At 71.4% G+C, this 21,932-nt stretch carries 18 protein-coding genes; 9 read left to right on the top strand and 9 right to left on the bottom strand.

Features of this window, described 5'->3' with window-relative positions; all coding sequences use genetic code 11:
* Window positions 1-27 precede the first annotated feature (27 nt).
* Window positions 28-2,805, bottom strand: coding sequence for an AAA family ATPase (locus tag INP57_RS03800; protein WP_200068554.1), 2,778 nt, complete (start codon window positions 2,803-2,805; stop codon window positions 28-30).
* Between the two features lie 320 nt (window positions 2,806-3,125).
* Between INP57_RS03800 and INP57_RS03795 the strand changes: the two genes are divergently transcribed.
* On the top strand, window positions 3,126-5,942 hold the full coding sequence (locus INP57_RS03795) for a LuxR C-terminal-related transcriptional regulator (RefSeq protein WP_200068553.1): 2,817 nt from the start codon (window positions 3,126-3,128) through the stop codon (window positions 5,940-5,942).
* A 343-nt stretch (window positions 5,943-6,285) separates the two neighbouring features.
* Here the strand turns inward: INP57_RS03795 and INP57_RS03790 are convergent, their stop codons facing one another.
* Both INP57_RS03790 and INP57_RS03785 read right to left on the bottom strand, forming a co-directional pair.
* Window positions 6,286-6,705, bottom strand: coding sequence for a hypothetical protein (locus tag INP57_RS03790; protein WP_200068552.1), 420 nt, complete (start codon window positions 6,703-6,705; stop codon window positions 6,286-6,288).
* The gene (locus INP57_RS03785; protein WP_200068551.1) at window positions 6,702-6,962 is read right to left on the bottom strand and encodes a hypothetical protein; all 261 of its coding nucleotides are present in this window, start codon (window positions 6,960-6,962) and stop codon (window positions 6,702-6,704) included. Before INP57_RS03785 ends, INP57_RS03790 begins: the two co-directional genes overlap by 4 nt.
* A 261-nt stretch (window positions 6,963-7,223) precedes the next feature.
* Here INP57_RS03785 and INP57_RS03780 point away from each other — a divergent pair, with 261 nt between their 5' ends.
* Together INP57_RS03780 and INP57_RS03775 are read left to right on the top strand one after the other, a co-directional pair.
* Window positions 7,224-8,090, top strand: a complete 867-nt coding sequence (locus tag INP57_RS03780) for a helix-turn-helix domain-containing protein (protein ID WP_200068550.1) — start codon at window positions 7,224-7,226, stop codon at window positions 8,088-8,090.
* Window positions 8,087-8,281: a DUF397 domain-containing protein gene (locus tag INP57_RS03775; RefSeq protein ID WP_200068549.1), complete on the top strand. Its 195-nt coding sequence runs from the start codon at window positions 8,087-8,089 to the stop codon at window positions 8,279-8,281. Before INP57_RS03780 ends, INP57_RS03775 begins: the two co-directional genes overlap by 4 nt.
* 55 nt (window positions 8,282-8,336) lie before the next feature.
* On the opposite strand, the gene INP57_RS03770 is transcribed toward INP57_RS03775, so the two are convergent.
* Entirely contained in the window at window positions 8,337-8,750 is a 414-nt protein-coding gene (locus INP57_RS03770; protein WP_200068548.1) for a hypothetical protein, read from the bottom strand.
* Window positions 8,751-9,185: 435 nt separating this feature from the next.
* Between INP57_RS03770 and INP57_RS03765 the strand changes: the two genes are divergently transcribed.
* Window positions 9,186-9,533: a beta/gamma crystallin domain-containing protein gene (locus INP57_RS03765; protein WP_200068547.1), complete on the top strand. Its 348-nt coding sequence runs from the start codon at window positions 9,186-9,188 to the stop codon at window positions 9,531-9,533.
* A 160-nt stretch (window positions 9,534-9,693) separates the two neighbouring features.
* Here the strand turns inward: INP57_RS03765 and INP57_RS03760 are convergent, their stop codons facing one another.
* From INP57_RS03760 to pabB, 4 genes are all read right to left on the bottom strand, one after another.
* Window positions 9,694-10,443 carry a thioesterase II family protein gene (locus tag INP57_RS03760; protein WP_200068546.1) on the bottom strand — a complete coding sequence of 250 codons (750 nt, stop codon included), beginning with the start codon at window positions 10,441-10,443 and terminating at the stop codon, window positions 9,694-9,696.
* Window positions 10,444-10,576: 133 nt separating this feature from the next.
* Window positions 10,577-11,545 (bottom strand): quinone oxidoreductase family protein, encoded by a 969-nt coding sequence (locus tag INP57_RS03755; protein WP_200068545.1) that lies wholly within the window; start codon window positions 11,543-11,545, stop codon window positions 10,577-10,579.
* A gap of 132 nt (window positions 11,546-11,677) precedes the next feature.
* Entirely contained in the window at window positions 11,678-12,268 is a 591-nt protein-coding gene (gene idi, locus INP57_RS03750; RefSeq protein ID WP_200068544.1) for an isopentenyl-diphosphate Delta-isomerase, read from the bottom strand.
* 142 nt (window positions 12,269-12,410) lie between these two features.
* Window positions 12,411-14,558 (bottom strand): aminodeoxychorismate synthase component I, encoded by a 2,148-nt coding sequence (pabB, locus tag INP57_RS03745; RefSeq protein ID WP_200068724.1) that lies wholly within the window; start codon window positions 14,556-14,558, stop codon window positions 12,411-12,413.
* A 255-nt stretch (window positions 14,559-14,813) separates the two neighbouring features.
* Here pabB and INP57_RS03740 point away from each other — a divergent pair, with 255 nt between their 5' ends.
* The 5 genes from INP57_RS03740 to INP57_RS03720 all read left to right on the top strand — a co-directional run bounded on the left by INP57_RS03740 (window position 14,814) and on the right by INP57_RS03720 (window position 20,439).
* Complete coding sequence (locus INP57_RS03740; protein ID WP_307849887.1) at window positions 14,814-16,019, top strand: cytochrome P450 family protein; 1,206 nt, start codon at window positions 14,814-14,816, stop codon at window positions 16,017-16,019.
* A gap of 91 nt (window positions 16,020-16,110) precedes the next feature.
* Window positions 16,111-16,812, top strand: a complete 702-nt coding sequence (locus INP57_RS03735) for a Mut7-C RNAse domain-containing protein (protein WP_200068543.1) — start codon at window positions 16,111-16,113, stop codon at window positions 16,810-16,812.
* A 150-nt stretch (window positions 16,813-16,962) separates the two neighbouring features.
* Entirely contained in the window at window positions 16,963-17,703 is a 741-nt protein-coding gene (locus tag INP57_RS03730) for a response regulator transcription factor (protein WP_200068542.1), read from the top strand.
* Window positions 17,700-18,824 carry a sensor histidine kinase gene (locus INP57_RS03725; RefSeq protein WP_200068541.1) on the top strand — a complete coding sequence of 375 codons (1,125 nt, stop codon included), beginning with the start codon at window positions 17,700-17,702 and terminating at the stop codon, window positions 18,822-18,824. Before INP57_RS03730 ends, INP57_RS03725 begins: the two co-directional genes overlap by 4 nt.
* 247 nt (window positions 18,825-19,071) lie before the next feature.
* Window positions 19,072-20,439, top strand: a complete 1,368-nt coding sequence (locus tag INP57_RS03720; RefSeq protein WP_200068540.1) for a PLL family lectin — start codon at window positions 19,072-19,074, stop codon at window positions 20,437-20,439.
* A 216-nt stretch (window positions 20,440-20,655) separates the two neighbouring features.
* On the opposite strand, the gene INP57_RS03710 is transcribed toward INP57_RS03720, so the two are convergent.
* A complete protein-coding gene (locus tag INP57_RS03710; RefSeq protein WP_200068538.1) occupies window positions 20,656-21,735 on the bottom strand; it encodes a sensor histidine kinase in 1,080 nt (359 codons plus the stop codon).
* Between the last annotated feature and the right edge of the window lie 197 nt (window positions 21,736-21,932).

Here is a 21,932-nt window from a genome sequence, read left to right as displayed (position 1 = left end):
GCTGCGGCTGATCTTGCCATGCCCGGCTCAGCCCGGGTACTCGCCGGTGACCATCGCCGCGGCCAGTTCCACTCTGGACCGGTAGCCGATGCGGGCGAACATCCGGGTGAGCCGCCCTTCCACGCTCTTCTCCGTGGCACCGAGCACAGTGGCCAGTTGCCGGTTGGTCAGGCCCTCGGTCACCAGCACCGCCAGCAGCCGCTCGTTCTCGCGGGTCGCGGTGGTGCGGTCGGGCACCGGGACGCCGTGCTCGCGCATCGCCCGCCGCAGCCGCGAACGTTGCAGCAGCGAGCCCAGTTCACCCGCCAGTTCGTAGGCTTCCGGCAGCAGCTTCGCGGTGTGGAACCCGGCTTTGGCGACACCGCTGAAGGTGATGATCTGTTCATAGCGCTGCCCGCGCTCGCGGGCCAGCGCCACCGCAGCGTCCGCGGCCGCCAGGTCGCCGTGCATCCGCGCCTCGGTCAGCCGCAGTGCCAGCTCGGCGCGGCCGGTGCCGAGTCGTGCCGCCATTTTTTCCAGCCGTGCCAACGCTTCCTGCGCCTCGACGTGGTCTTCGCGCAGCTCGGCGCGCAGCGCGACCTCGGCCCACAGCAGTTCGGTGCCGACTGCGAATCCGGTCTCCTCGGAGATGCGCACGGCTTCGCGCAGCAGGGCATCGGCGTCCTCGTGCTCGCCGAGGGCGCGCGAGACCTGCGCTTCGGCGAACCGGAACAGGTACGCGAACGATCCGTCCCCGGCCCGCTGGGTCATGTGCCGTGCGCGGGCGAGCATCCCGCCTTCGGTGTGCACCTGCGCCGCGCCCATGTGCAGCATCGCCCAGCCGACGGACTCGACGCGGTGCACCGGAGCGGCCATGTAGCGCCGGGCGATGTCCAGCGCGTGCAGCCAGTCGCCGCGGCTGTGCTCGACGATGAACCGGCCGATCTCCGAAAGCTGCGACGGCGGCAGCTCGTGGCGCCGCATCAGTTCCGTCGCCTGCTGCAACTCGCCCAGCGCGAGCAGCATGTTGACTTCGTAGCGGACCGTTTCGAGCCGTTGCGTCGGCAGGTCGCCGCCGCGCCACAGCGCCGGGTCCTCGATGAACCGGAACAGCTCGGTGGTGTCGCCCTGCATCAGCGCGACGCCGCTGCGGTAGGTGTTCACGTGGTCTTCCAGCACCGGTTCCGCCCCGGCCCACAGTTCGCGGTTCTCGTCCAGCAGGCGGCGGCCCGCCACCCATTGGTCCTGCCAGCCCAGCGCGAACGCCTGCGCCACGAGTTGCTGCGCCCGCCCGCCCGGCATCGGTGTCTCCGCCTCGGCGATGCGCCGCAGCGCCGTGTGGTCACTGATGCTGGCGATCACGGACAGGTAGGACAGCACCGACATCTGCAGCATCTGCGGTTCCAGCTCGGCGGCGTGCCTGCTGAGCAGGTCGCGGGCGTTCTCAGCGGTCTCGCTCAAGCGGCTGCGCGAGGTGCACGCGGCGGCGTTTCCCATCAGCGCCATGGCGCGCGAGGCCGGATCGCCGAGCTTGTCCGCGGCCGCTTGCAGCCAGCGCGAGGCGTTCGCGGTGTCCTGGAAGATGCGCTGTCCGCCCGTTTCGAGCAGTTCCCGCCCCGCGCGCTGCGGATCGACCAGCGCGCCCGCGTCGATCAGCCGGTCCGGCAAGTAAGCAGGGTCTTCTGCTTGCGCCGAGCCGTCCCAGATCGCGGTGACCGCCGCGGCCGCGAGGTTGCGGCGCTCGAACGGTCCGAGCCCGGCTTCCAGCGCAACGCCGACCATCGGCACCCGGAACCGCCAACGCCGTCCGGAGCGGATCAGCACGCGACGCTCGCGGAGTCGTTCCAGCGCGTCCCGCACGGTTTCCGGGTCGAGCCCGATGGCCGCTCCGGCCAGCCGCGGCGCCTGTTCGCCCAGCGGCGCGAGCAGGCTCATCGCGCGCGCCACCGCCCAGGACTGCCCGCCTGCGTCGCGCACCGGAGCCAGCAGCGGATGCCGATCGTCCAGCGCAGGACGTTCCTCGTGCGAGACCAGGTAGGCGTGCCGGTCCACGATGCTCAGCGCCTCGGCGCGCCGGTAGGCGTCGATGCCCGCCTCCAGCGCCGCGGGCAGTCCGCGGGCCGCGCCGTGCAGCATGTCGACGACTTCCGCGTCCGGTTTCGCCTGCAATGTCCGGGCGATCAGCCGGGCGCTGTGCAGCCTGGTCAGCGGGCGCAGCGTCACCGTGCGCACCAGCCCGGCCGCGCGCAGCCGCCGCAGCGCCGCAACTCCCCTACCGGAGTCCACATCGGACCGAGCGGACAGCACGATCGAGAACGAATTGCCGTTCATCCGCTGCACCAGCGGCTCCAGCAGCGCGGCGGTGGCATCGTCGAGCCACTGCGCGTCGTCGGCCAGCACCACCAGCGGCCGCATGTTGCGGGTCGCCGCGTGCAGCGCACCGGCCAGCTGCGCCGCGATGGGCTGCGAGGTGGCCGGGTCCGGCGCGGCGCTGAGCTTGGCCACCAGCGCGAGCACCGATCCGCGCGCCTCCCCGGCCGCGGGAGCGAGTTCGCCCACTTCCGACAACAGCCGGTACAGCGCACCGTACGGAGTCGAGCGGTCCGGCTCCGTGGCCCGCATCTCCAGCACTCGCGCACCGGCGGCGGTGCAGCGATCGCGCACTTCCGCGAGCACCGCCGTGCGCCCGGAGCCGGCGGCACCGCTCAGCAACGTCACGGGAACGTCCTTGGCCTGCACGGTTCTGAGCACTTCGGCGAGCACGTCGTCGCGGCCGGCCAGCCGCGCGCCAACCGGATCCTGTTCGGCCGATGTGCGCTCAGCCACGGCACTGCCCAGGGCCGTCCGGGACGGAACCGGCCACAGCGGGAGATTCGGCCGAAAAGCGACGTTCTGCGCGAACCACTCCACACTCCTTCCTGAGTCCGTTGCCCGGAAAGCTCGCCACGGCTCCATGTCCGCACGCGGGCCGGTCGACGCCGGCCGCGCCGAATGCCCCATTGTGGTCCAGCCGAGGGATGTCCCTCGATCTAGGTCCGCGCAATCACCGGACCACCGCTCGCGCACGGCCGGGCAATAGGAAGGGCGAGGGGGAGGCTTGCGGTGGGGTGCGCCCGGCCGCGAGCAGTCGATTGGAGAGAGGAAGAATGGCTCGGGACAGCGGGCCGGTGTTCGGCCGGGACGAGCAGTGGGCCGAGATCAGTGCTGCCTGCGGCCGCGGCTCGGGGGAGCTGCTGGCGCTGCACGGCAAGCCGGGGGAAGGCAAGACCGCGCTGCTGGAGGCGGCCGCGGCGAACTCGCAGCGCCACGGCGGCCACGTGCTGCTGGCCGATGCCGCGGACGGCGACGGCCGCGCCGCGATCGACGCGCTGCTCGACGGCGCGCGGCAGTTCTTGGAGCGCGGCTGGGATCCGCAGCTGCTGGACGCGGTGGCCGCGGCCGCGCGGCGGCGCAGCGAGCTGGACCAGCAGCCGCAGCGCGCGCTGCTGCCGATGGTGCACGAGCTGGCCCGCGCGCTCGGCGTCATCGCCGCCCGCGCCCACACCGTGATCATCATCGAGGACGTGGACCGCTGCGGCCCGCTGCTGTCGGTGGCCCTGTGCCCGCTGGTGCAGCGGCTGCGCGCGGTCGGCTGCGCGATCGTGTTCTCCACCCGCACGCACTCGTTCGCCGCCAGCAGCACCTGGCAGCTGATCTCGCTGGCCGACCGGGTAGTGGAGCTCGGGCCGCTGGCCGACCGGGACGTCACCGCGCTGCTGACCCGCTGGTGCGCCGCGCACGGCCGGGCGAAGCTGGACCAGACGGTGGTGGAGGCGCTGCGCACCGCGCTCGGCCCGCTGTTCGGCAATCCGGGCACGCTGCTGTCGACGCTGCACGATCTGCGCGAGCGCGGGCGGCTGACCGTGGTGGACGAGCACTTCTGCCTGTCCCCGCTGACCGAGCCGGTGGCGCTGCCGGAGCAGCACGCCCTGGTGCAAGCGGTCGTCGAGGACGGCGACGACACCGAACGGCTGGCTTCCGTGCTGGCGCTGCAAGATCGGGTGCGGGTGGACGACCTGCCGATGCTGACCGCGGCCGCCGCTGTCGGGCTGGAACCGTCCGGCCAGGACCTGGACCGGCTGGTCGCGCGCGGTGTGCTGGTGGTCGACGTCCAGGACGAGGTGCGGTTCGCGGTACCCGCGCTGGCCGCGACGCTGCGCCGCCGCGCCGGTCCGGAGCGGGCGTGGTCGCTGCACGCGGCGCTGGCCCGGCGGATGCTGGCGCAGTTGCAGCGGGGTGGTGCGGTGGATCGGCCGACGCTCGCCTACCACTTGGTGCGCACCGGCCCGGATTTCGACAGCTCGCTCGGCGCGCAGGTGCTCATCGAGGAAGCCGACCGCGTCCCCGACACCGCCCCGTCGTGGGCGGCCACCTGGTACCACGCGGCGCTGCGCCAGCTGGCCACCGATGACGAGCGCTGGCCGGATCTGCTGCGCACGCTGCTGCGGCTGCGCACTTCGCTGGGCCAGTACCGCGAGCTGACCGAGGACATCGGGCTGCTCGCCCCGGCCGCTTCCGGCACCGGCGAGGCGCTGCGGGAACGCCGGACGCTGCTGGTGACGGTCGGGATGTGCTGGCTGTCGGCGCTGCTGCACGACGAGCGCGCGCATCCGGAGCCCGCGGGCATGTTCGCCGCGTTCGGCGGTGGTTCCCGGTTCGACGCGGAGATCCGCCGGTTCTCCTCGGCGTTGTTCGACGGTCGGCTGGACGAGGCCGCCGCGCTGCTCAACGCCCTGTTCAACCTGGATTCCGACGAGGTCGGCGAGCCCGGCGGGTTCATCGAGCTCGGCGAGGTGCTGCTGCTGCTGAACGCGATCTGCGGCCACCACGAGGATTTCCAGCACGCCTGGTCGCTGTGGCAGCGGCGTTGTTCGACTCCGGTTCCGGCCGTCGCGGATCCGGAGCGGTTGCGCGAGGCGGGTGCGATGACCGACTACGCGACCGCGTTGGAACTCATCCTCGGCGACGACTACGGACGCCCGAGCCGCGGCAGCGTGCTGCGCTACCAGGAGGTGCTGCGCGCCTACCTCGGCGGCGCGTGGGACACCGCGTTGTCGCTGGCCAGGCGGATGGAGACGGAGCTGCCCGCGCAGCGCAGCGCGCCTGCCCGCTACCTCGCCAGGGCCGTGGCCGCCGAGATCTGCTCGGCGCGCGGCGAGCTGCGGCGGGCGAGCGAGTGGCTGCACCGCTCGCCGCGGGTGATGGACGGCGGTCACGTCTCGGCGTGGGTGCGGCTCGGCGTGCGCTACCAGGAAGGCGCGACCGGCGAAGCGCTCGACGAGGGCTGGCAGGACTACCTGCAATACCGCGACCGCGGTTCGCCGGCCGGGCTGGAGCGGCTGCTGGGACGGCTGGTCGAGCTGGCGCACCGGGAGGGCCGGACCGAGTTCGCCGAACGCGCGCTGGCCGAACTCGCCGAGTTGGACGCGCAGTTGTGCTCGGCGAGCAGCCGCGAGCAGCTGCTGACCGCGCAAGCCCGCACCTACCGCAGCCCCGAGCACGCCGAGCAGGCGCTCGCGCTGGCTCGGCGACGCGGCGATCTGCCCGCGCGCGGCGGGTTGTTCTTGCTGCTGGCGGATCTGACCGACGATCCGGCGGACTGGTTGCACGAGGCCTACGCGCTGGCCAAGCAGCTCGGCTGGCACGTCGCCCGCACCACTTCGCAGGAGCTGATGCGGGCGCGCGGGGTCGCTCCGCCGCGCTCGCGCAGCAGGCGGGAACCGTTCTCCAGCACCGAGATCCGCATCATCGACCTGGTCAGCGACGGCTGCACCAACCGGCAGATCGCGATGGCCGTGCAGGTCAGCGAGAAGACGGTGGAGAGCCATCTGACCAAGCTGTTCGCCCGCACCGGCTGCCGGTCGCGGGTGGAGCTGGCGGCGGCGTCGCTGGAGGGCAGGTTGCCCGCGAAATCCGGCTCGTAGGGCCGGTCCGGCGGTGCTTTCCGGCGGTGCGTGCTGGCCGGAGTTCGCAGCCGGGGTTCGCAGCCGGGGTTCGCGGCCCGGGTTTCGGCGCGGCTGTGCTTTCCGGTACGGCCGGGCTTTCCGGTACGGCCGCGCGGTACGGGGACACCGCGCGGCCGGTTTCGGGGAGGCCGGGCAACGGTGGGGAGTTCGGGAGTCCGTTGCCCGGCCCGCCGGCACCCGCAGGGAGGGAGTCGGGCGCCGGTTTCCGTTGCCCCGCCGGGGCGCTCGCCTACGGGGGCGCGAGCGACACCGGCGGGGCGCGGTCCACCGCCGCTGGGGGCGCAGCGGCGGACCCGGTTCCTCAACTGAGAGCTGCGACGAGCACAGCCTCCGAGTGAACGGACTGTTCGTCCGAATAGATTGGGCAAACGGTCCGTTCGCTCAAAACCGTCTCCGAGTGAACGGACTGTTGGTCCGAATAGATTGGACGAACGGTCCGTTCACTCTCGGAGGAAGGCGGGGTGAGCGAGCGGCGGTCGGTCAGTGCGCCGAGGGCGGTCGCGAACACCGCGGCCTGCGTGCTGTCCGCCGCGCGGGCACCGACCAGCGCCACGCACGCCTGGCACACCTGCCGCGAGTCCGCGGGCAACGGTCCGCGCAGGACGCGCGACAACCGGCCGGTCAGCGGATGCCCGCAGGTGGCGACCACGATCCGCCCGCACGCGCCCCGGTCGACCACGTGCCACGTCGAGCACCACTCCGAGGTCATCCACGCGGTCACCCGCCGACCTCCCGCGGCCCGGCGAACCCGGCGGAGTCCCGCACCCGCGAGCGCATCGCCAGCAGCCGGGTGCACACCATGCACGGCATCCCCAGCAAGTCCGAGATCAACTCGGTGTCCGCACCCGCCAGCCGCAACTCGCACAAGCCGAGGAAGTCCCCGCCGGGCAACGACATCGCGATGTGCACCACCCGCTTGGCCTCGCCGACCACGCCCGAGCGGTAGCGCACGCGCACCGGGTAGTCCGGGGCGTTCATAGCTGAACCACCGCCATCCGCCGCGGCCGGGCTCTGCACGGCTCCGGACGCGCGGCACTCGGCAGTCGCTTAGCGGAAACTGCGAATTCGGATCGCGCTGATGGATTCGGCCAGCAGGACATTCCGCACCTCTCTTGTTCGCCGACGTTCGCACCCTCGGTGAGATGTCGCGGTGAATTTAATGGGACCGGCGACAAGCTGGGAATGACCCGATCAGGTGAGTTGTCTTCGCAGGTCAGCCGGGGATTACCATTCCGTCGCATGAACCGCGACCAGGCTGGATCACCCCGCAATCGCGCCCTCGGCGCCGAGCTGCGCGAATTCCGCAAAAACGCGCAAATGACAGTCCGCGACTTGTCGCAGCACCTCGGCGGTCATCATTCGCGCTACGCCAGGAACGAATTAGGCGAACGACGCCCCGCGCCGGAGGAGGTGGCCGCGATCCTCACCGTGCTCGGCGCCCCGGAGGCCGACCGCGACCGCCTCACCGAGCTCGCCCGCGAGCAGGGCAGCGACGGCAACTGGCTCAAACCCGGCTCGGCCGGAACCCTCGGCATCGCCCACGAGCTGACGGACCTGATGGAGTTCGAGCGGACCGCTTCGGGGATCACCGATGTCGCGCCGCTGGCGATCCCAGGACTCTTGCAGAGTTCCGGCTACGCCCGCGCGGTCATGACGGAGATGCCGCCGCACGAGGTGGAAGCACGGGTCGCGATGCGGCTCGGAAGGCGAGACGTTCTCACGCGACGTTCCGATGCACCGAACTTCCGTGCGATTATTGATGAGACGGTCTTGCAGAGGTCCGTTGGAGGTGTCGGGGTGATGCTCGATCAGCTGCACCACATCACCGCGATGGCTGAGCGCCCGAACGTCACTGTCCAGATCATTCCGCATGACCTGACGACGTGGCACGACGCGCTCATCGGGATGTTCATCTACTTCGAGTTTCCCAAGGCGGCGCCGATCGTCCACTTGGAGCACTTGAGCGCCTCGGCGTTCCTCTACGAGTCCGCTGATGTGCAGGTCTACCGGGATGCGATCGAAAGCATCTCGAAGTCGGCGATGACCGCCGAAGATTCCGCGAAGGTCATCAACCGGCGAATCAGCGAATTGGAGAAGACAGCATGAGCACAACCCCCTACGGGTGGCACAAGTCGAGCAGGTCGGGCAAGCAGACGAGTTGCGTGGAGGTCGGCCGAACGGCCGACGGCACCGCAGTCCGCGACACCAAGAACCGTTCCGCCGGCTACTTCACCACCACGCCCGCCCAGTGGACCGCCTTCCTCAGCGCCGTCAAAACCGGACGCTACGACGCCTGAAGGATCACTCGACGACGAGCCCGGCGGCAGGACGCGCCGGGCTCGTCGTCGTTCATCACATCCGGTTCAGGAATTCCGTCGTGACCAGCGTCGCGTATCCGAGTCCCGCGGCCAGGACGACCGCCGACACGGCGAGGGCCGGAACGGCCCGGAGGAACCGTCGCAGCACCAAGTGCAGCGCTGCGACGACGAGGAAGGCGAACAGCCCGAAAACGAAGGTGCAAACCGCGGCCGCACCCCCTGCCACGACGCTCACCGCGGTCGCCAGCGCCACGCCCCGATCGCCGAAATCCGGCCGAGTGCGCAAATAGGTGACCACACCGGGGATCGCGGTCATTCCCACCACGTACGTCCAGAACAGGACCGCGTCCGGCACGACGTCCGGGAGTATTTCCTGCGCGTACACGCCCACCGCTGCAATCCCGAACGCCGCCACCAGCAGCGCGAGCGCCTTCTTCCAACCGACCATGATCGGCACTGCACCATCCGCCACCGCACGACGCGCCCGCCCGCACCGCCCGGCGCGCCGGCCTCGGGGTTTTCCTCCGGCGAACCGACTCGCACCGGCCGCTTCGACGCCTGAACACGACTCACGAACCCCGACGCGATCCGCCGGGATTTCAATTCCCGGAACTCGTGAACGCGCAACAAAATCGGGCGCTTGGTCATATTCCGCCGACCGCAGCAAGCCGCCTACCTGCGCAGAAGGGACGCGATCGGACCTGGTGCGGGTTTTTCTCCAACGGACACGCGCAATGCAAAAGAGTGCAGAAGCGACCCCGGAAAACGTTTCAACAATTGCCGTCGGCTGCGCCCGCTGAGACTGTTGTTCTGCACGACGCACTCGAGAAGTCGCGAAGTGCGCTCATGGGTTCTGGATTCTCTCCGAGGAGGAATTATGGTCATGAACACGAAGAAGACGGCGCGCGGCGCGGCCGCCGCGATCATCGCGGCCGCCACGTTCACCATGGTCGGACCGGCCGCGACCGGTTTCGCCATCAACAAGGTGGAGTGCAACCCCGACGAGAACTTCTCGCAGATCTGGTCGCACAGCAGCGGCGGCGAGGACAGCACCGACTGCTACGCGAACGGCGGGAAGATGGACTTCGGCGGCTGGTGGGTCGACAAGGCCTACGCGGGCAACAACACGCTGTACCTCTACGACCACAACGGCGACGTGCTCAAGGTCGACCCGGGCAAGACGCTCGTCCGGAACACCCCGGCGAAGATCGACGCCATCGAAATCAAGTGACGGGTCGACGACCCCTTTCCCGGAACGGCGCTGCGCGCTGATCGCCGATCCCGGAACACATCTGGAAATGATCGAGTGCGAGCGGGTTCCCCGGGCGGGAATCCGCTCGCACTCGGCTCGTCATCAGTCCAGCTCCGACCTCGACGAAACCCGGCCGCGGTCACACCTCCAGGGTTCGCCGCAGCAGCGCGAGGACGTCATCGGTCTCGGTGTCCAGGTAGAAGTGGCCGCCGGGGTATTTGTGCAGCGTGAACGGGCCGCTGGTGCGGTGCTGCCAATCCTGGGCCTCGTCCTCGGTGACCACCGGGTCGTCCACGCCGATCAGGGCGTGCACCGGGCAGGTCAGGTCGGTGCCCGGCCGGTACGTGTAGGTCTCGGCGGCGCGGTAGTCGGCGCGCAGCGACGGCATCGCCATCCGCCGCAGCTCCTCGTCGGCGAGGGCGGCCGCGGCGGCTGCGCCGAGTTTCCGCAGCTCGGCGATGAAAGCGTCGTCGCCGAGCGAGTGGATTCCTTCATCGCGGTTGCGGGTGGGCGCGGGCCTGCCGGAAACGAACAGCGCGCGCGGCGGTGTGCCTTCGGCCTCCAACCGGCGGGCCACCTCGAAGGCGACGCTGGCGCCCATGCTGTGCCCGAACAGCGCGAGCGAATCGTCCGCCCACCGGCGCAGGCCCGGGAGCACCTGTTCGGCGATCTCCTCGACGCTGCCCAGGCAGTCCTCGCCGCGGCGGTCCTGCCTGCCCGGGTACTGCACCGCGAGCACGTCGATCGAGGGCGCGAGCATCTTCGCGACCGGGACGAAGTACGGGGCCGCGCCACCGGCGTACGGGAAGCAGGCCAGCCGCGCGGTGGCGTCCGGCGAAGGGCGGAAGCGCCGCAGCCATCGGTCGGTGTCGTCGGTGATCCCGGTCATCGCGCTCCTGCCGCTCGGCTCGCCGGCTCTCGTTTCGGATCAGGACGCTATCAACGCGGCGGGCCGGAAAACCCTGAAAGAGCGGGACTTCACGGGACGTTCCGGCGACTCCGCAGGGGAAAGAGTCGAGCACTCAGGGGATGAGCAGGACCCGTCCGAACGCGGCACGGCTCTCGATGTAGCGGTGTGCCGCGGCGGCCTCGGCGAGCGGGAACTCCCGGTCCAGCACGACGGTGAGCTCCCCGGCCGCGACCCGGCCGATGAGCCGTTCGACGACCGACCTCGTGCGCTCCGGAGCGTGCTCGAACTCGCCGCCCAGGTAGACGCCGTTTAGCGAAGCGTTCTTGAACATCAGCGGCGCGAGCTGCGGCTGCTGCTCGTCCCGGCCGGCCTGGCCGACCCAGCTGATCCGGCCCCGGTAGGCGAGCGCGCCGACGCTGCCTTCCAAGGTGCGCCCGCCGACCGGATCGACGACCAAGTCGACCCCGCGATCGCCGGTGCGGCGCATGACCTCGGCGACGACATCGGAGCTCCTGTAGTTGATCCCGTGGTCGAGGCCGTAATCGGCGAGCCGGGCGAGCTTGTTGTCGCTGGAGGCGGTGCCGAGAACCGTCGCACCGGCGGCCTTCGCGAGCTGCACAGCGGCCAAGCCCACACCGCTGGACGCGGCCTGCACCAGCACCGTCTCCCCCGCGCGCAACCCGCCGAACTCGAACAGGCACTCGTCGGCGGTGCCGAACTCGACCGGGATGCCCGCGGCGAGCCGCAGGTCCAGCTCGTCCGGCACCGGGTACACGTGCCCTTCGGCTGCCGTGGCCAGCTCGGCGTGCGAGCCCTCGGGCATGAACGCGACCACCCGCTGCCCCTCGCGCACCGACGTGACGCCCTCGCCGACGGCCGCGACGGTTCCGGCGGCCTGGTAGCCGACGATGTGCGGCGCGGTCTCGAACGGCACCAGCTGCCGGTGCAGCAGATCACCGCCCTGGACGCTGACGGCGGCGACCCGCAGCAGCACCTCACCGGCCCGCACTCGCGGGTCCGGTACATCCTCGTAGCGCAGGACCTCGGGACCGCCGTTCTCGGAGTACACCGCCGCCTTCATATCCGGCCTCCCTGGAGCGTGATCGGGTTCCAGCGGCGCCGCTCGCCGCCCGAGGGCGAACGCGTCGGCCCCCACCGATCAGCAACCACGTACGCACCACGTCCATTCCGGGAAACGGGAGCACGGCCGGTTTCAGGCCGCGTTCATCGGTTCCCGCGCGGCGGGCGGCAGGTCCACCGGATCGCCGAGCGGCCAGCGGGACGGGTCCGTTCCAAGGCCGGTGAGCTCGTCGATCTGCAGCTTCGCCCACGGCGAGATCTCCGCGGTCCCCCCGGCCACATCCGCGGTCAGCTGCGCCCACGAGACCCAGCGCACCTCTTCCACCTCAGCCGGATTCGGGTGCGCGGTGACCTCGGTGATCGCCCGGAACACCGGGCACATCTCGTTCTCCACCACGCCGTTGCCCATCACCGCGCGGTAGCGGAAGCCGGGCAGCACCAGTTCGACATCGGCCAACTCGATGCCGAGCTCATCGGAAAGCCTGCGCAGCACCGCGTCCCGCGGCGTCTCCGCCGGACCGGGATGGCCGCAGCAGGTGTTCGTCCACACGCCCGGCCAAGTCGGCTTGCTCAGCGCCCGCCGGGTCAGCAGCAGCTCGCCGCGCGGGTTGAACAGGTAGCAGGAAAAGGCCAGGTGCAGCGGTGTTTCCTCGTGGTGCACGGTGGCCTTGTCGGTGGTGCCCACGGCTCGCCCGTCCTCGTCGAGCAGAACCACTCGCTCCATCGCTTTCCTCCCTGTCTGCGGTGCCTTCGTGCCCGGTGCGAGCACCCCTCCACCCTGGCCGAGCCGGGCGCGCCGCTGGAGTCGCACGACCGAGTGGTTCGGGGCCGTGCCGCCGCGCGACGGAGTTACCGGCCGGCACCGATCAGTCCACTGTGGATAGAGCAGGTGCCGGTGCGGCCGCCTTCAGCAGCATCTCCTCGTACTCCGCCGCCGGATCCGAGCCGAGCACGATCGCGCCGCCCGCTCCGGTGCGCCATTTCCCGCCGCTGCGCACCAAAGTGCGGATGACGATGTTGAGGTCCGCGGCGCCGTTGAGGCTCAAGAAGCCCAGTGCACCGGAGTAGACGCCGCGCGCCCGCTGCTCCACGTCGTCGATGAGTTCCATCGTGCGCCGCTTCGGCGCGCCGGTCATCGAACCGCCGGGGAAGCAGGCCCGCACGCATTCCACCGCGTCCCGGCCGTCGTCGATCTCCCCGCGGACGGTGGAGACGAGCTGATGCACCGTCTGGTAGCTCTGCACCTCCATCAGGACCGGGACGTGCACCGAACCCGGCCTGCACACCCGGCCGAGGTCGTTGCGCAGCAGGTCCACGATCATCAGGTTTTCCGCGCGGCACTTGGGATCCGCGGCGAGATCGGCGCGCAACCGGGCGTCGGATTCAGGGCTGTCACCGCGCGGCGCGGTGCCCTTGATGGGCTTCGCCTCGGCCACGCCGCCGCTGACCTTCAAGAAGCGCTCCGGCGACGAACAGGCCACCTCCACGTCGTCGAAGCGCAGGAAAGCCGAGTACGGCGCGGGATTCAACGTCCGCAGCCGCCGGTAGGTCTCGAATCCACCGTCCACGGCCGCGAATTCCGCGCCGGTGGTCAGGCAGATCTCGTAGCTCTCCCCCGCCAGCAACGATTCCCGGCAGTGCTCGACGGCGGCGAGGTAGCTCTCGCGGTCCGGTTCGACCGCGGACGTGCCGCGGTGCCCGGCCAGCGGATCCGGCGATGCCGGGAGCGTGCGCAATGCACGGCCGGTCTCGTCCAGCCAGGCGGTGGCGTCGCGGGCGGTTTCCGCGCCGATGCTCAGCGCGACCAGGTACGTCGCGTCCTGCTCGTGGTCCACGGCGACGAAGCGGTCGGCGAACAGCCAGCGAGCGTCCGGAGTCTCGGCGCGGTGCCGGGCGTCACCGCCGCACTCGGCTTTGAGCTCGTAGCCGAAATAGCCCACGTAGCCGCCGACGAAATCGAACGGCAGCGGAGGCGCGGACACCTCCCGGCGCGCCAGCTGCGCGCGCAGCTCGTCGAACAGCGGCGGGGACTCGCCGACCCGGTGGCGCACCGTTTCCGCCAGCGGGCCGGAACCGTCGCCGAAGAACGAGAACCGCGCCATACCCGGCTCGACCCGCGAGGAGTCCAGCCAGAACGCGGTTTCCGATGCGGCGAACAGCCGCGTGAACGCCGCATCGGCGTCGATGGCGCCGGGGAGTTCGCGGACGTGCGCGGTGTAGTGGAGTGGCGGTGCGGTGGGCGCCGGGGTTCCGGTGCGGGCCGGGGTTCCAGTGCGGTTCGGGTTCGCGGATCCGGTGCGGGCCGGGTCCGCGGTCTCACCCCGCAGGGCCTTGGTGCGCTGCGACGAAGCCGTGTCGCTGATGTCGAAGTGCGCGGGCGCCGGATGCTGCACGCCGGACGCGAGCGGACCGGCCGCGGAAGGCTCAGCCGCCGCGCGCCCGAGCGCCAGCGCGCGGAAGTTCTCCAGCAGCCTGCACCCGAACTCCGTCTCGATCGACTCCGGGTGGAACTGCACACCCCAGCGCGGCAACCGCTGGTGCCGCAGCGCCATCACCACGCCGTCCTCGGCGCGGGCGGTGACCGCCAATTCCGGCGGCAACGGCTCGGCCACGCACAGCGAGTGGTAGCGCACCGCGCCGAACCCGGACGGGATGCCCGCGAACAGCTCCTCCCCGCCGTGCTCGACCCGCGTGACGTACCCGTGCCTGGCCTGCGGGGCGCGGACCACGCCGCCGCCTTCGGCCACCGCGATCCCCTGGTGCCCCAGGCACACCCCCAGCACCGGCAGGTTCGTCTTCAGCAGCACGTCCCGGCACACCCCGAAGTCCCGCGCACGCCGCGGGTCACCGGCACCGGGCGAGATCACCACGGCCTCGTAGCGGTCCAGGTCCAGTTCGCCGACCTCCGCGGCGTCGTGTGCCACCACGACCGGCTCCCGCCCGTTCACCTCGGCCAACAGATGGCACAGGTTGAACGTGTAGGAGTCGTAGTTGTCGATCAGCAACGTGCGCACGAGGCCATGTTCCCAGCTCACCCGGCGCACCGGCCCCGCACAGCGGCCAACCCCACATCCGGCCGTCGCCGGTCCCGCGAACCGAACGGGCCGGGAGCACGGAGCCGTCGAGCCGATCCGCCCCGGCGCGTCGATCTTCAGCTGCCTTCGTGGTGCTCGACGAAGCAGGCCGACCACCGGATCCCCCTGGCAGCACCGGGGACTACTTCTTTCGGCTGTCGCCGCCGGCCGGTGATCGGCGGCACACTGGGCGGAGTGACGGACGCGAAACCGATGTTGTTCGATGCCGACTACTGGCAGAACGCCCTGGAAGTGGAGCGGGAGCTGCGCGAGCGGGCCCCGGTGCACACCGCGTACGCCCGCTACGGCCTGCCGGTCTGGGTGATCAGCCGCTACGCCGACGCCCGCGCGGCGCTGGCCGATCCGCGGCTGGCCAAGGACGCCGAACAGCTGCGGGAGCGGATGCTGGACAAGCTCAGCCCGCGCGGTGTGGCGGAGATTCCCGAGATGGTCGGACGGGACATGCTCAACGCCGACCCGCCGGACCACACCCGGCTGCGCAAACTGCTCGCCCGCGACTTCACCTCCCGCCGCGTCGAGAACCTGCGCCCGCGGGTGCGCGAACTGATCGACGACCTGCTGCGCGACCTGCCCCGCGACGAGCCGGTGGACCTCATCGACCGGTTCGCCTTCCCGCTGCCGATCACGGTGATCTGCGAGCTCATGGGCGTGCCGGAGGCCGACCGCGGCCCGCTGCGCGGATGGACCGGCGCCTTGATGGACCCGCAGAGCGAGGAACAGCCCCGGATCGCTTCCCGCGAGATGGCGGAGTACTTCACCGGCCTGATCGAGGACAAGCGCGCCGCGCCCGCCGACGACCTGCTGTCCGCGCTGACCATCGCCTCCGACGACGGCGACCGGCTCAGCGCAGGCGAACTGCTCAGCACCGCGTTCCTGCTGATCGTCGCCGGGCACGAGACCACGGTGAACCTGATCGGCAACGGCACGCGGGCGCTGCTGCAGGAACCGCAGCGCTGGGCGGCGCTGGGCGCGCAGCCGGACCAGGTACCGGGCGCGGTCGAAGAACTGCTGCGTTTCGACGGGCCGCTGCGCACCAGCACGCGGCGGTTCACGACGGAACCGGTGACGATCGGCGACGTGACCATCCCGGCGGGCGAGATCGTGCTGATCAACATCACTTCGGCGAACCGGGACGCGGCGCGCTTCGAGCGGCCCGACGAGCTGGAACTGGAGCGCGGGCAGACCGGGCACCTCACGTTCGGCTACGGCATCCACCACTGCCTCGGGGCGCCGCTGGCGCGCCTGGAAGGAGCCGAAGCGTTCGCCGCGCTCACCAGCCGGTTCCCGGACGCGCGGCTGGCCGTGCCCGACGACGAGCTGCGCAGGGGCACCAGCACGCTCATGAACGGCTTCCGCGAACTGCCGCTGCTGCTGGGCTGAACGGCCGGACTCCGGCCGTCGCAGCCCGGGCCGGCGGCCGGAGCCGGCGGCGTTTGGACAGCCGCGCAGCCGGGGCGGACCATCTGCGGCGATGCCCGAAGTGACCGTGCGGGTAGCCGCCGAGCTGCGGTTCTTCCTGCCGTCCAAGCGCCGCGCCCACTGCGTGCGCAGCACGCACGACGGCACCGCCAGCACCGGGCACGTCGTGCGCTCGCTCGGTGTGCCGCTGACCGAGACCGGCGAGCTGCGGGTGGACGGCGAACCGGTCCCGGCCGCGCACCGCCCGGCAGCGGGCTCGGTCATCGACGTCCCGCCGGTGCCGCGGCCGCAGCCCGCTCCGCCGCGGTTCCAGCTCGACGTGCACTTCGGCAAGCTCGCGCGGCGGATGCGGCTGCTGGGCATCGACACCGGCTACCGAAACGACGCGGCCGACGACGAGCTGATCGCCGAAGCGGCCCGGGACGACCGCGTGCTGCTCACCCAGGACCGCGGCATCCTGCACCGCAGGGCGGTGCGCATCGGGGCGTTCGTGCGCGGCAGCGATCCGGACGACCAGCTCGCCGACGTGCTCGACCGGTTCGCACCACCGCTGGCACCGTGGACGCGCTGCACCGCGTGCAACGGCGTGCTGCGCGCGGTGCCCAAGACGTCGGTCACCGGCGAGATCCAGCCGGGCACCCGGCGCAACTACGACCGCTACGCCCGCTGCCCCGACTGCGGCCGGGTGTACTGGCGCGGCGCCCACTCGCGCCGCATCGAGAAGATGATCCGCGCGGCCGTTCCCGGCCGGTGAGAGCAGCCCGATTCGGCAAGCCTCGCCGAATCGGGCGAAGCGGAGCTACGAGGGCCGAGTAGGCTGCGCTGGCAGCATGATCGAACGCCGCATGATCGACAGCAGTGTGCTCGAACCGAGGATCGAACGCGGGACAGGACGGACCGGGAGATGACGCAGCCGGGAAGCGGACCGGACGGCGCACCGCCCACCGCAGGACCGCGCATCCTGGTGGTGGACGACGACCCCACGGTCGTCGAGGTGATCACCGGATACCTGCACCGGGCGGGCCACACCACGGTCGTCGCCTCCGACGGCGGCATCGGCCTGCAGCTGGCGCACCAGCTCGGGCCCGATCTGATCGTGCTGGACCTGGGGCTTCCCGGCATCGGCGGGATCGAGTTCTGCCGCAGACTGCGCGGCACCAGCAGCACCCCCGTGATCATGCTGACGGCGCTGGGCGAGGAGGAGGACCGGCTGCGCGGCCTGGAAGCGGGCGCGGACGACTACCTCACCAAACCGTTCAGCCCGCGCGAGCTGGTGATGCGCGTGCAGTCGGTGCTGCGCCGCACCATGGCGATGCCGCCGCAGCAGGCCGCGGCACCGCGCCGGGCGGGCGACCTGGTGGTGGACCAGAACGCCCGCGTGGTCACCAAGGCGGGCCGCGAGCTGACGCTGACGAACAAGGAATTCGAGCTGCTGGCGTACCTGATCGACCACCCCGGCCAGGTGTTCCGCCGCGACGAGCTGATGCGCGAGGTGTGGTCGCACGACATCGGCGACGCCTCCACCGTCACCGTCCACGTGCGGCGGCTGCGGGAGAAGATCGAGGACAACCCGTCGCGCCCGCTGGTGCTGGTGACCGTCTGGGGCGTCGGCTACCGGTTCGACCCGCCCGCCGAGGCGCGATGAACGCCTGGCAGATCGCCCTGATCGTGCTGATCTCGCTGTGCGAATCGGCGGGCATCGGGCTGATCGGCATGGTCGTGCTGCGGCTGCTGCGGCGCTACTCGCTCGGGGTGTCGCTGATCGCGGTCGTGGTGATCACGGTGCTGGCGATGAACACCAGCCTGCTGACCATGATGCTGGCGACCCGCTCGGCGCAGCTGCCCGCCGGGGTGGACCTGCTCGCCAGCTGCGTGGCCGGTGCGGTCTCCATCGGGATCGGCCTGATGCTGGGCCGGTCGGTGATGGCGGGCAGCGCCCGGCTGGCCAGCGCCACCCGCGAGTTCGGCACCGCGCAGCAGTTCCGGCCGCCGGAGGACCCGCCGACCGCGGAACTGGCCGAACTGGCCAGGGAACTGCGCATCACCAGCGACAAGCTCGCCGAGTCGCGGCGGCGCGAGCAGACCGCCGAGGCGTCCCGCAGGCGGCTCGTCGCGTGGATCTCGCACGACCTGCGCAGCCCGCTCGCGCGGATGCGGGCCATGACCGAGTCGGTGCAGGACGGGGTCGCCACCGACCTGCCGCGCTACGTCGCCCAGATCCGGGCGGACGCGGACCGGCTGGCCGAGATGGTGGACGACCTGTTCGAGCTCTCCCGCATCCAGGCGGGCACGCTGCCGCTGCAACCGCAGCGGCTCGCGCTGGACGATCTGATCAGCGACGTGGTGGCCGGGCAGGAGGTGCTCGCCGGGCAGCGCAACGTGACGCTGCGGCCCGCGCGGATCGACCAGGTGACCGTCTCGGTGGACGAGCGCACGATGAGCCGCGCGTTCAACAACCTGCTGAACAACGCGATGCACTACAGCCCGGAGGGCACCACCGTCTCCCTCGACGTGCGGGCGGACGGCGGCTGGGCGACGGTCTCGGTCGCCGACGAGTGCGGTGGCATTCCGCCGGAGAACCTGGGTTCGGTGTTCGACATGGGCTGGCGCGGCAACTCGGCGCAACGCTCCGGCAACAACAAGGGCGGCGGCCTCGGGCTGGCGATCGTGCAGGGCGTCGTGCAGGCGCACCGGGGCCGGGTGTCGGTGCACAACGTCCCCGGCGGCTGCTGCTTCCAGGTTCAGCTCCCGCTGGTGACCGCCTGACCGCTTCGAGCGGCCTTCGACTGATCTCGCCGCGCGGGCAGGCGTGCGCCTTCCGCATGTGCCGCAGGAAACGATGACCGGCGCGCAGGCGCACTGTTACGATCAAGGTACGTCGCGTACCAGCGATCAGCAGGCACAAGACGAAGACCAGGCGGTGGCACTCGCGCGGACGGCGAGGTTCTCGCCGGGCAGATTCCCGCTCCCGGTAACGTGTCGCACAGCTAAGTCGCAGAGTGGGGGTGGCCCGGTGCCGTCGTTCTCCGCGCACGATGAGGAGCCAGGGGGCCGATCCGCTGGGCGTGCCGAACAGCCCGCCGACCGGCCGGACTGGTCGAACGACCACACCATGCCCATCCGCCGACCCCGGCAGGGCCGCTGGAGCGACCGGAAACTCCTGGTGCTGGCTTGCGTCAGCGGGTTGGTGCTGATCCTGCTGCCGCCGCTGCTGTTCACCGTCCTGCGCCCGCTGGGATCTTCCTTACCCGGCAGCGGGTCGCCCGGTGTCCCCGCCGGCGGTCCGGCCGAACCGCCGATGCCGCCCGCGCAGCTGTCCGAACCGATGCCCGCCGCGCCGGCGAACCTGGACAGCACGAACCGGCTGGTGGTGCTGGCCCGCGGCTGGAACGGCGAGGTCCAGCGCACCTTCCAGCGCGAACCCGGGAGTCAACCGGTCGACTGGCACCCCGCGGACACGCCACCGGGCCGCAAGATCGTCGGTCAACCGGTGCTCGCCAAGAGCGCGGACGGCAAGATGTCCGGCTTCGCGATCAGCACGGACGGCCGCCCGCTGTTCGCGGGCGACATCTCGTCGACCGCGGCGCACCTGCCGGAATGGCGGGAGCTGCCCGGTCAGCGGCTGCAGGGCACTCCCGCCGCGATGCAGGCCCAGGACGGCAGGTTCGTCGTGTTCGCCAGGGACGTCGACGGGGCGCTCTGGGAGACGCACCAGCTCGCGCCCGCCGGTGCGGATTGGAGCAAGTCGCAGCGGTTGGACTTGCCGCCCGTGCAGGGCGATCCGGTGGTTTTCCGGGACATCCACGACAAGCTGCGGGTGTTCGCCCTCGGGGAGGGCGGTGCGGTGCACACGCTGACCGAGACCGGACCCGACACCTATGCCGGCGACCGGCTCCCGGGGGCGGTCGCCGGATCCTCGCCCGCGGTGGCCTGCGACGGCCAGGGGCGGCTGCAAGTGTTCACCGTCGGCATCGACGGGGCGTTGTGGCACACCAACGAAACCGGCCCCGCCTCCGGCGAGTGGGTCGACTGGCGCCCGCTCGGCGGGAAGGGGCAGTTCACCGGCGAACCGCTCGTCGCCGCGGACCCGCACAACACGGTGGGCGTTTACGCCATCAACAAGGCGGACGGGTCGCTGATGCACAGCTTCCAGGTCGGTATGGCGAAAAAAGGCTGGGCGGAGCCGTTCACGCTGCTCGGCAGCCTCACCCAGCTGGAAGCCGTGGCGCCGGACGTCAACGGGCACATGGTGGTGTTCGGCATCGGCATCAACGGTGCGATGGAGCAGAACTACCAGACCAAGCGCGCGGGAGGCCCGTGGAAGGGCTGGATGCACAGCTTCGGCGGCACGTTCCCGCAGGAGCAGTCGAGCTCTCCCTGAGCGTCCGAAGTGGACGGATGGTCCGGAGCGGCCGGGTCGTCCGGAGCAGTCGAGTCGTCCGGAGCGCTCGGGTTGTCCGGCGCGGCCGGATCGCCCGGAGCGGCCGGGGCGCCCGGCACGGCCGGATCGCCCGGAGCAGCCAGGTCGCCCGGAACGGCCGGGTGATCCGGAGCGCTCGGGTCATCCGGAGCGCTCGGGTGATCCGGAGTTGTCGCGTCATCCGGAGCGGTCGGGGCCGCTGAGCGGGACGCGGACCTCGAAGCAGCATCCGCCGCCGCTGTTGCGCACCGCGATCTCCCCGCGCTGCGCCACGACGAGCCCGTGCGCGATCGCGAGCCCGAGCCCGCCGCCCTCGTCCTCGCGGACCTGCCCGCCGCGCCAGCCCACCTCGAACACCGAATCCAGGTCCTGCTCGGGGATCCCGCCGCATTCGTCGCTGATCGACACGACCGCCCACCGCTGCCCGGCGGAGCCACCGCTCTCGCGCCAGGTGTCGATCGAGACCGCTGCGCCGCCGTGCCGGATCGCGTTGGTGAGCAGCTCGCGCATCACCCGCGCCATCGCCTTGTGATCGACCACCGCCACCACCGGTTCCATCCGTCCTGCCGAGAGCTGCACGCCGCCTTCGGCCGCGGCATCGCCGAGTTCGGCCACGGCGTCGCTGACGAAATCGTCCAGCGCCGCGTCCGCCGGGGTCAGCGTCACCGCGCCCGCCTGGATGCGGGAGAGCTCGAACAGGTCGTCCACCAGGGTGGTCAGCCGCCGCACCTCGTTCTGCACCTGCCCCAAGTACCGGGATCGGTCGACGAGCACGCCTTCCTGCGCGGACTCCGCGATCGCCCGCAGCCGCGCCAGCGGGGTGCGCAGGTCGTGCGCGAACCAGCTGACCAGCTGGCGCCGGGCGTCTTCCGCGGCGCGCCGGTGCTGCCTGGCCTCGGCGAGTTCGGCGTTGGCCGCGACCAGCTGCCGGGCCAGCGCGGAGGTCCGCCCGTCGCAACCGCGGGCATCGGGTCCGCGCAGCACCGAGCGGCCGAGCAGCAGCCCGATGCCGGTCGAGACCACGCCGGACGCGCACACCACCAGCACCGCGACCTCCGCGTCGGGTGCGGGACGCGCCATCAGCAAGGCCGCGACGGTGCTCACGATCAACGCGGCCACGGTCGTGCCCAGCACGGCGGCCAGCTGGTGCTCGACCCGGCGGCCGCGCAGCGACCGCAGCACCGCGGCGCCGAGCAGCCCCACCCCGCTCGACTCACAAGCGGCGATCAGCACGGCCTGCAACGGAGAGCAGTTCATGACAGCGCCGCACGGGTCGGCTCTTCCGGAGCGAACGGACTGATCGCCCAATCTATTCGGACGAACAGTCCGTTCACTCGGGTCGAACTGCGCGGGTTGCTCGGCGCACCCTGCGGAAAGCCCGCGCGGCGCCGAGCCCGGCGGCCGGTCCCGTAGCGCGAGCATTCGCGCGGAAGGACTCGTCGCCGCTGAGTCGG

The organism is Saccharopolyspora galaxeae (genome assembly GCF_016526145.1).
Lineage (GTDB): Bacteria > Actinomycetota > Actinomycetes > Mycobacteriales > Pseudonocardiaceae > Saccharopolyspora_C > Saccharopolyspora_C galaxeae.
This window is presented reverse-complemented; position numbering and strand designations above follow the sequence as displayed.

What these genes read in the sequence shown, in the direction of transcription:
- INP57_RS03795 (WP_200068553.1), top strand. Translation starts at nt 3,126, where the DNA reads ATGGCTCGGGACAGCGGGCCGGTGTTCGGCCGGGACGAGCAGTGGGCC.
- INP57_RS03785 (WP_200068551.1), bottom strand. Translation starts at nt 6,962, where the DNA reads ATGAACGCCCCGGACTACCCGGTGCGCGTGCGCTACCGCTCGGGCGTG.
- INP57_RS03780 (WP_200068550.1), top strand. Translation starts at nt 7,224, where the DNA reads ATGAACCGCGACCAGGCTGGATCACCCCGCAATCGCGCCCTCGGCGCC.
- INP57_RS03775 (WP_200068549.1), top strand. Translation starts at nt 8,087, where the DNA reads ATGAGCACAACCCCCTACGGGTGGCACAAGTCGAGCAGGTCGGGCAAG.
- INP57_RS03770 (WP_200068548.1), bottom strand. Translation starts at nt 8,750, where the DNA reads ATGGTCGGTTGGAAGAAGGCGCTCGCGCTGCTGGTGGCGGCGTTCGGG.
- INP57_RS03765 (WP_200068547.1), top strand. Translation starts at nt 9,186, where the DNA reads ATGAACACGAAGAAGACGGCGCGCGGCGCGGCCGCCGCGATCATCGCG.
- INP57_RS03760 (WP_200068546.1), bottom strand. Translation starts at nt 10,443, where the DNA reads ATGACCGGGATCACCGACGACACCGACCGATGGCTGCGGCGCTTCCGC.
- INP57_RS03755 (WP_200068545.1), bottom strand. Translation starts at nt 11,545, where the DNA reads ATGAAGGCGGCGGTGTACTCCGAGAACGGCGGTCCCGAGGTCCTGCGC.
- idi (WP_200068544.1), bottom strand. Translation starts at nt 12,268, where the DNA reads ATGGAGCGAGTGGTTCTGCTCGACGAGGACGGGCGAGCCGTGGGCACC.
- INP57_RS03735 (WP_200068543.1), top strand. Translation starts at nt 16,111, where the DNA reads ATGCCCGAAGTGACCGTGCGGGTAGCCGCCGAGCTGCGGTTCTTCCTG.
- INP57_RS03730 (WP_200068542.1), top strand. Translation starts at nt 16,963, where the DNA reads ATGACGCAGCCGGGAAGCGGACCGGACGGCGCACCGCCCACCGCAGGA.
- INP57_RS03725 (WP_200068541.1), top strand. Translation starts at nt 17,700, where the DNA reads ATGAACGCCTGGCAGATCGCCCTGATCGTGCTGATCTCGCTGTGCGAA.
- INP57_RS03710 (WP_200068538.1), bottom strand. Translation starts at nt 21,735, where the DNA reads ATGAACTGCTCTCCGTTGCAGGCCGTGCTGATCGCCGCTTGTGAGTCG.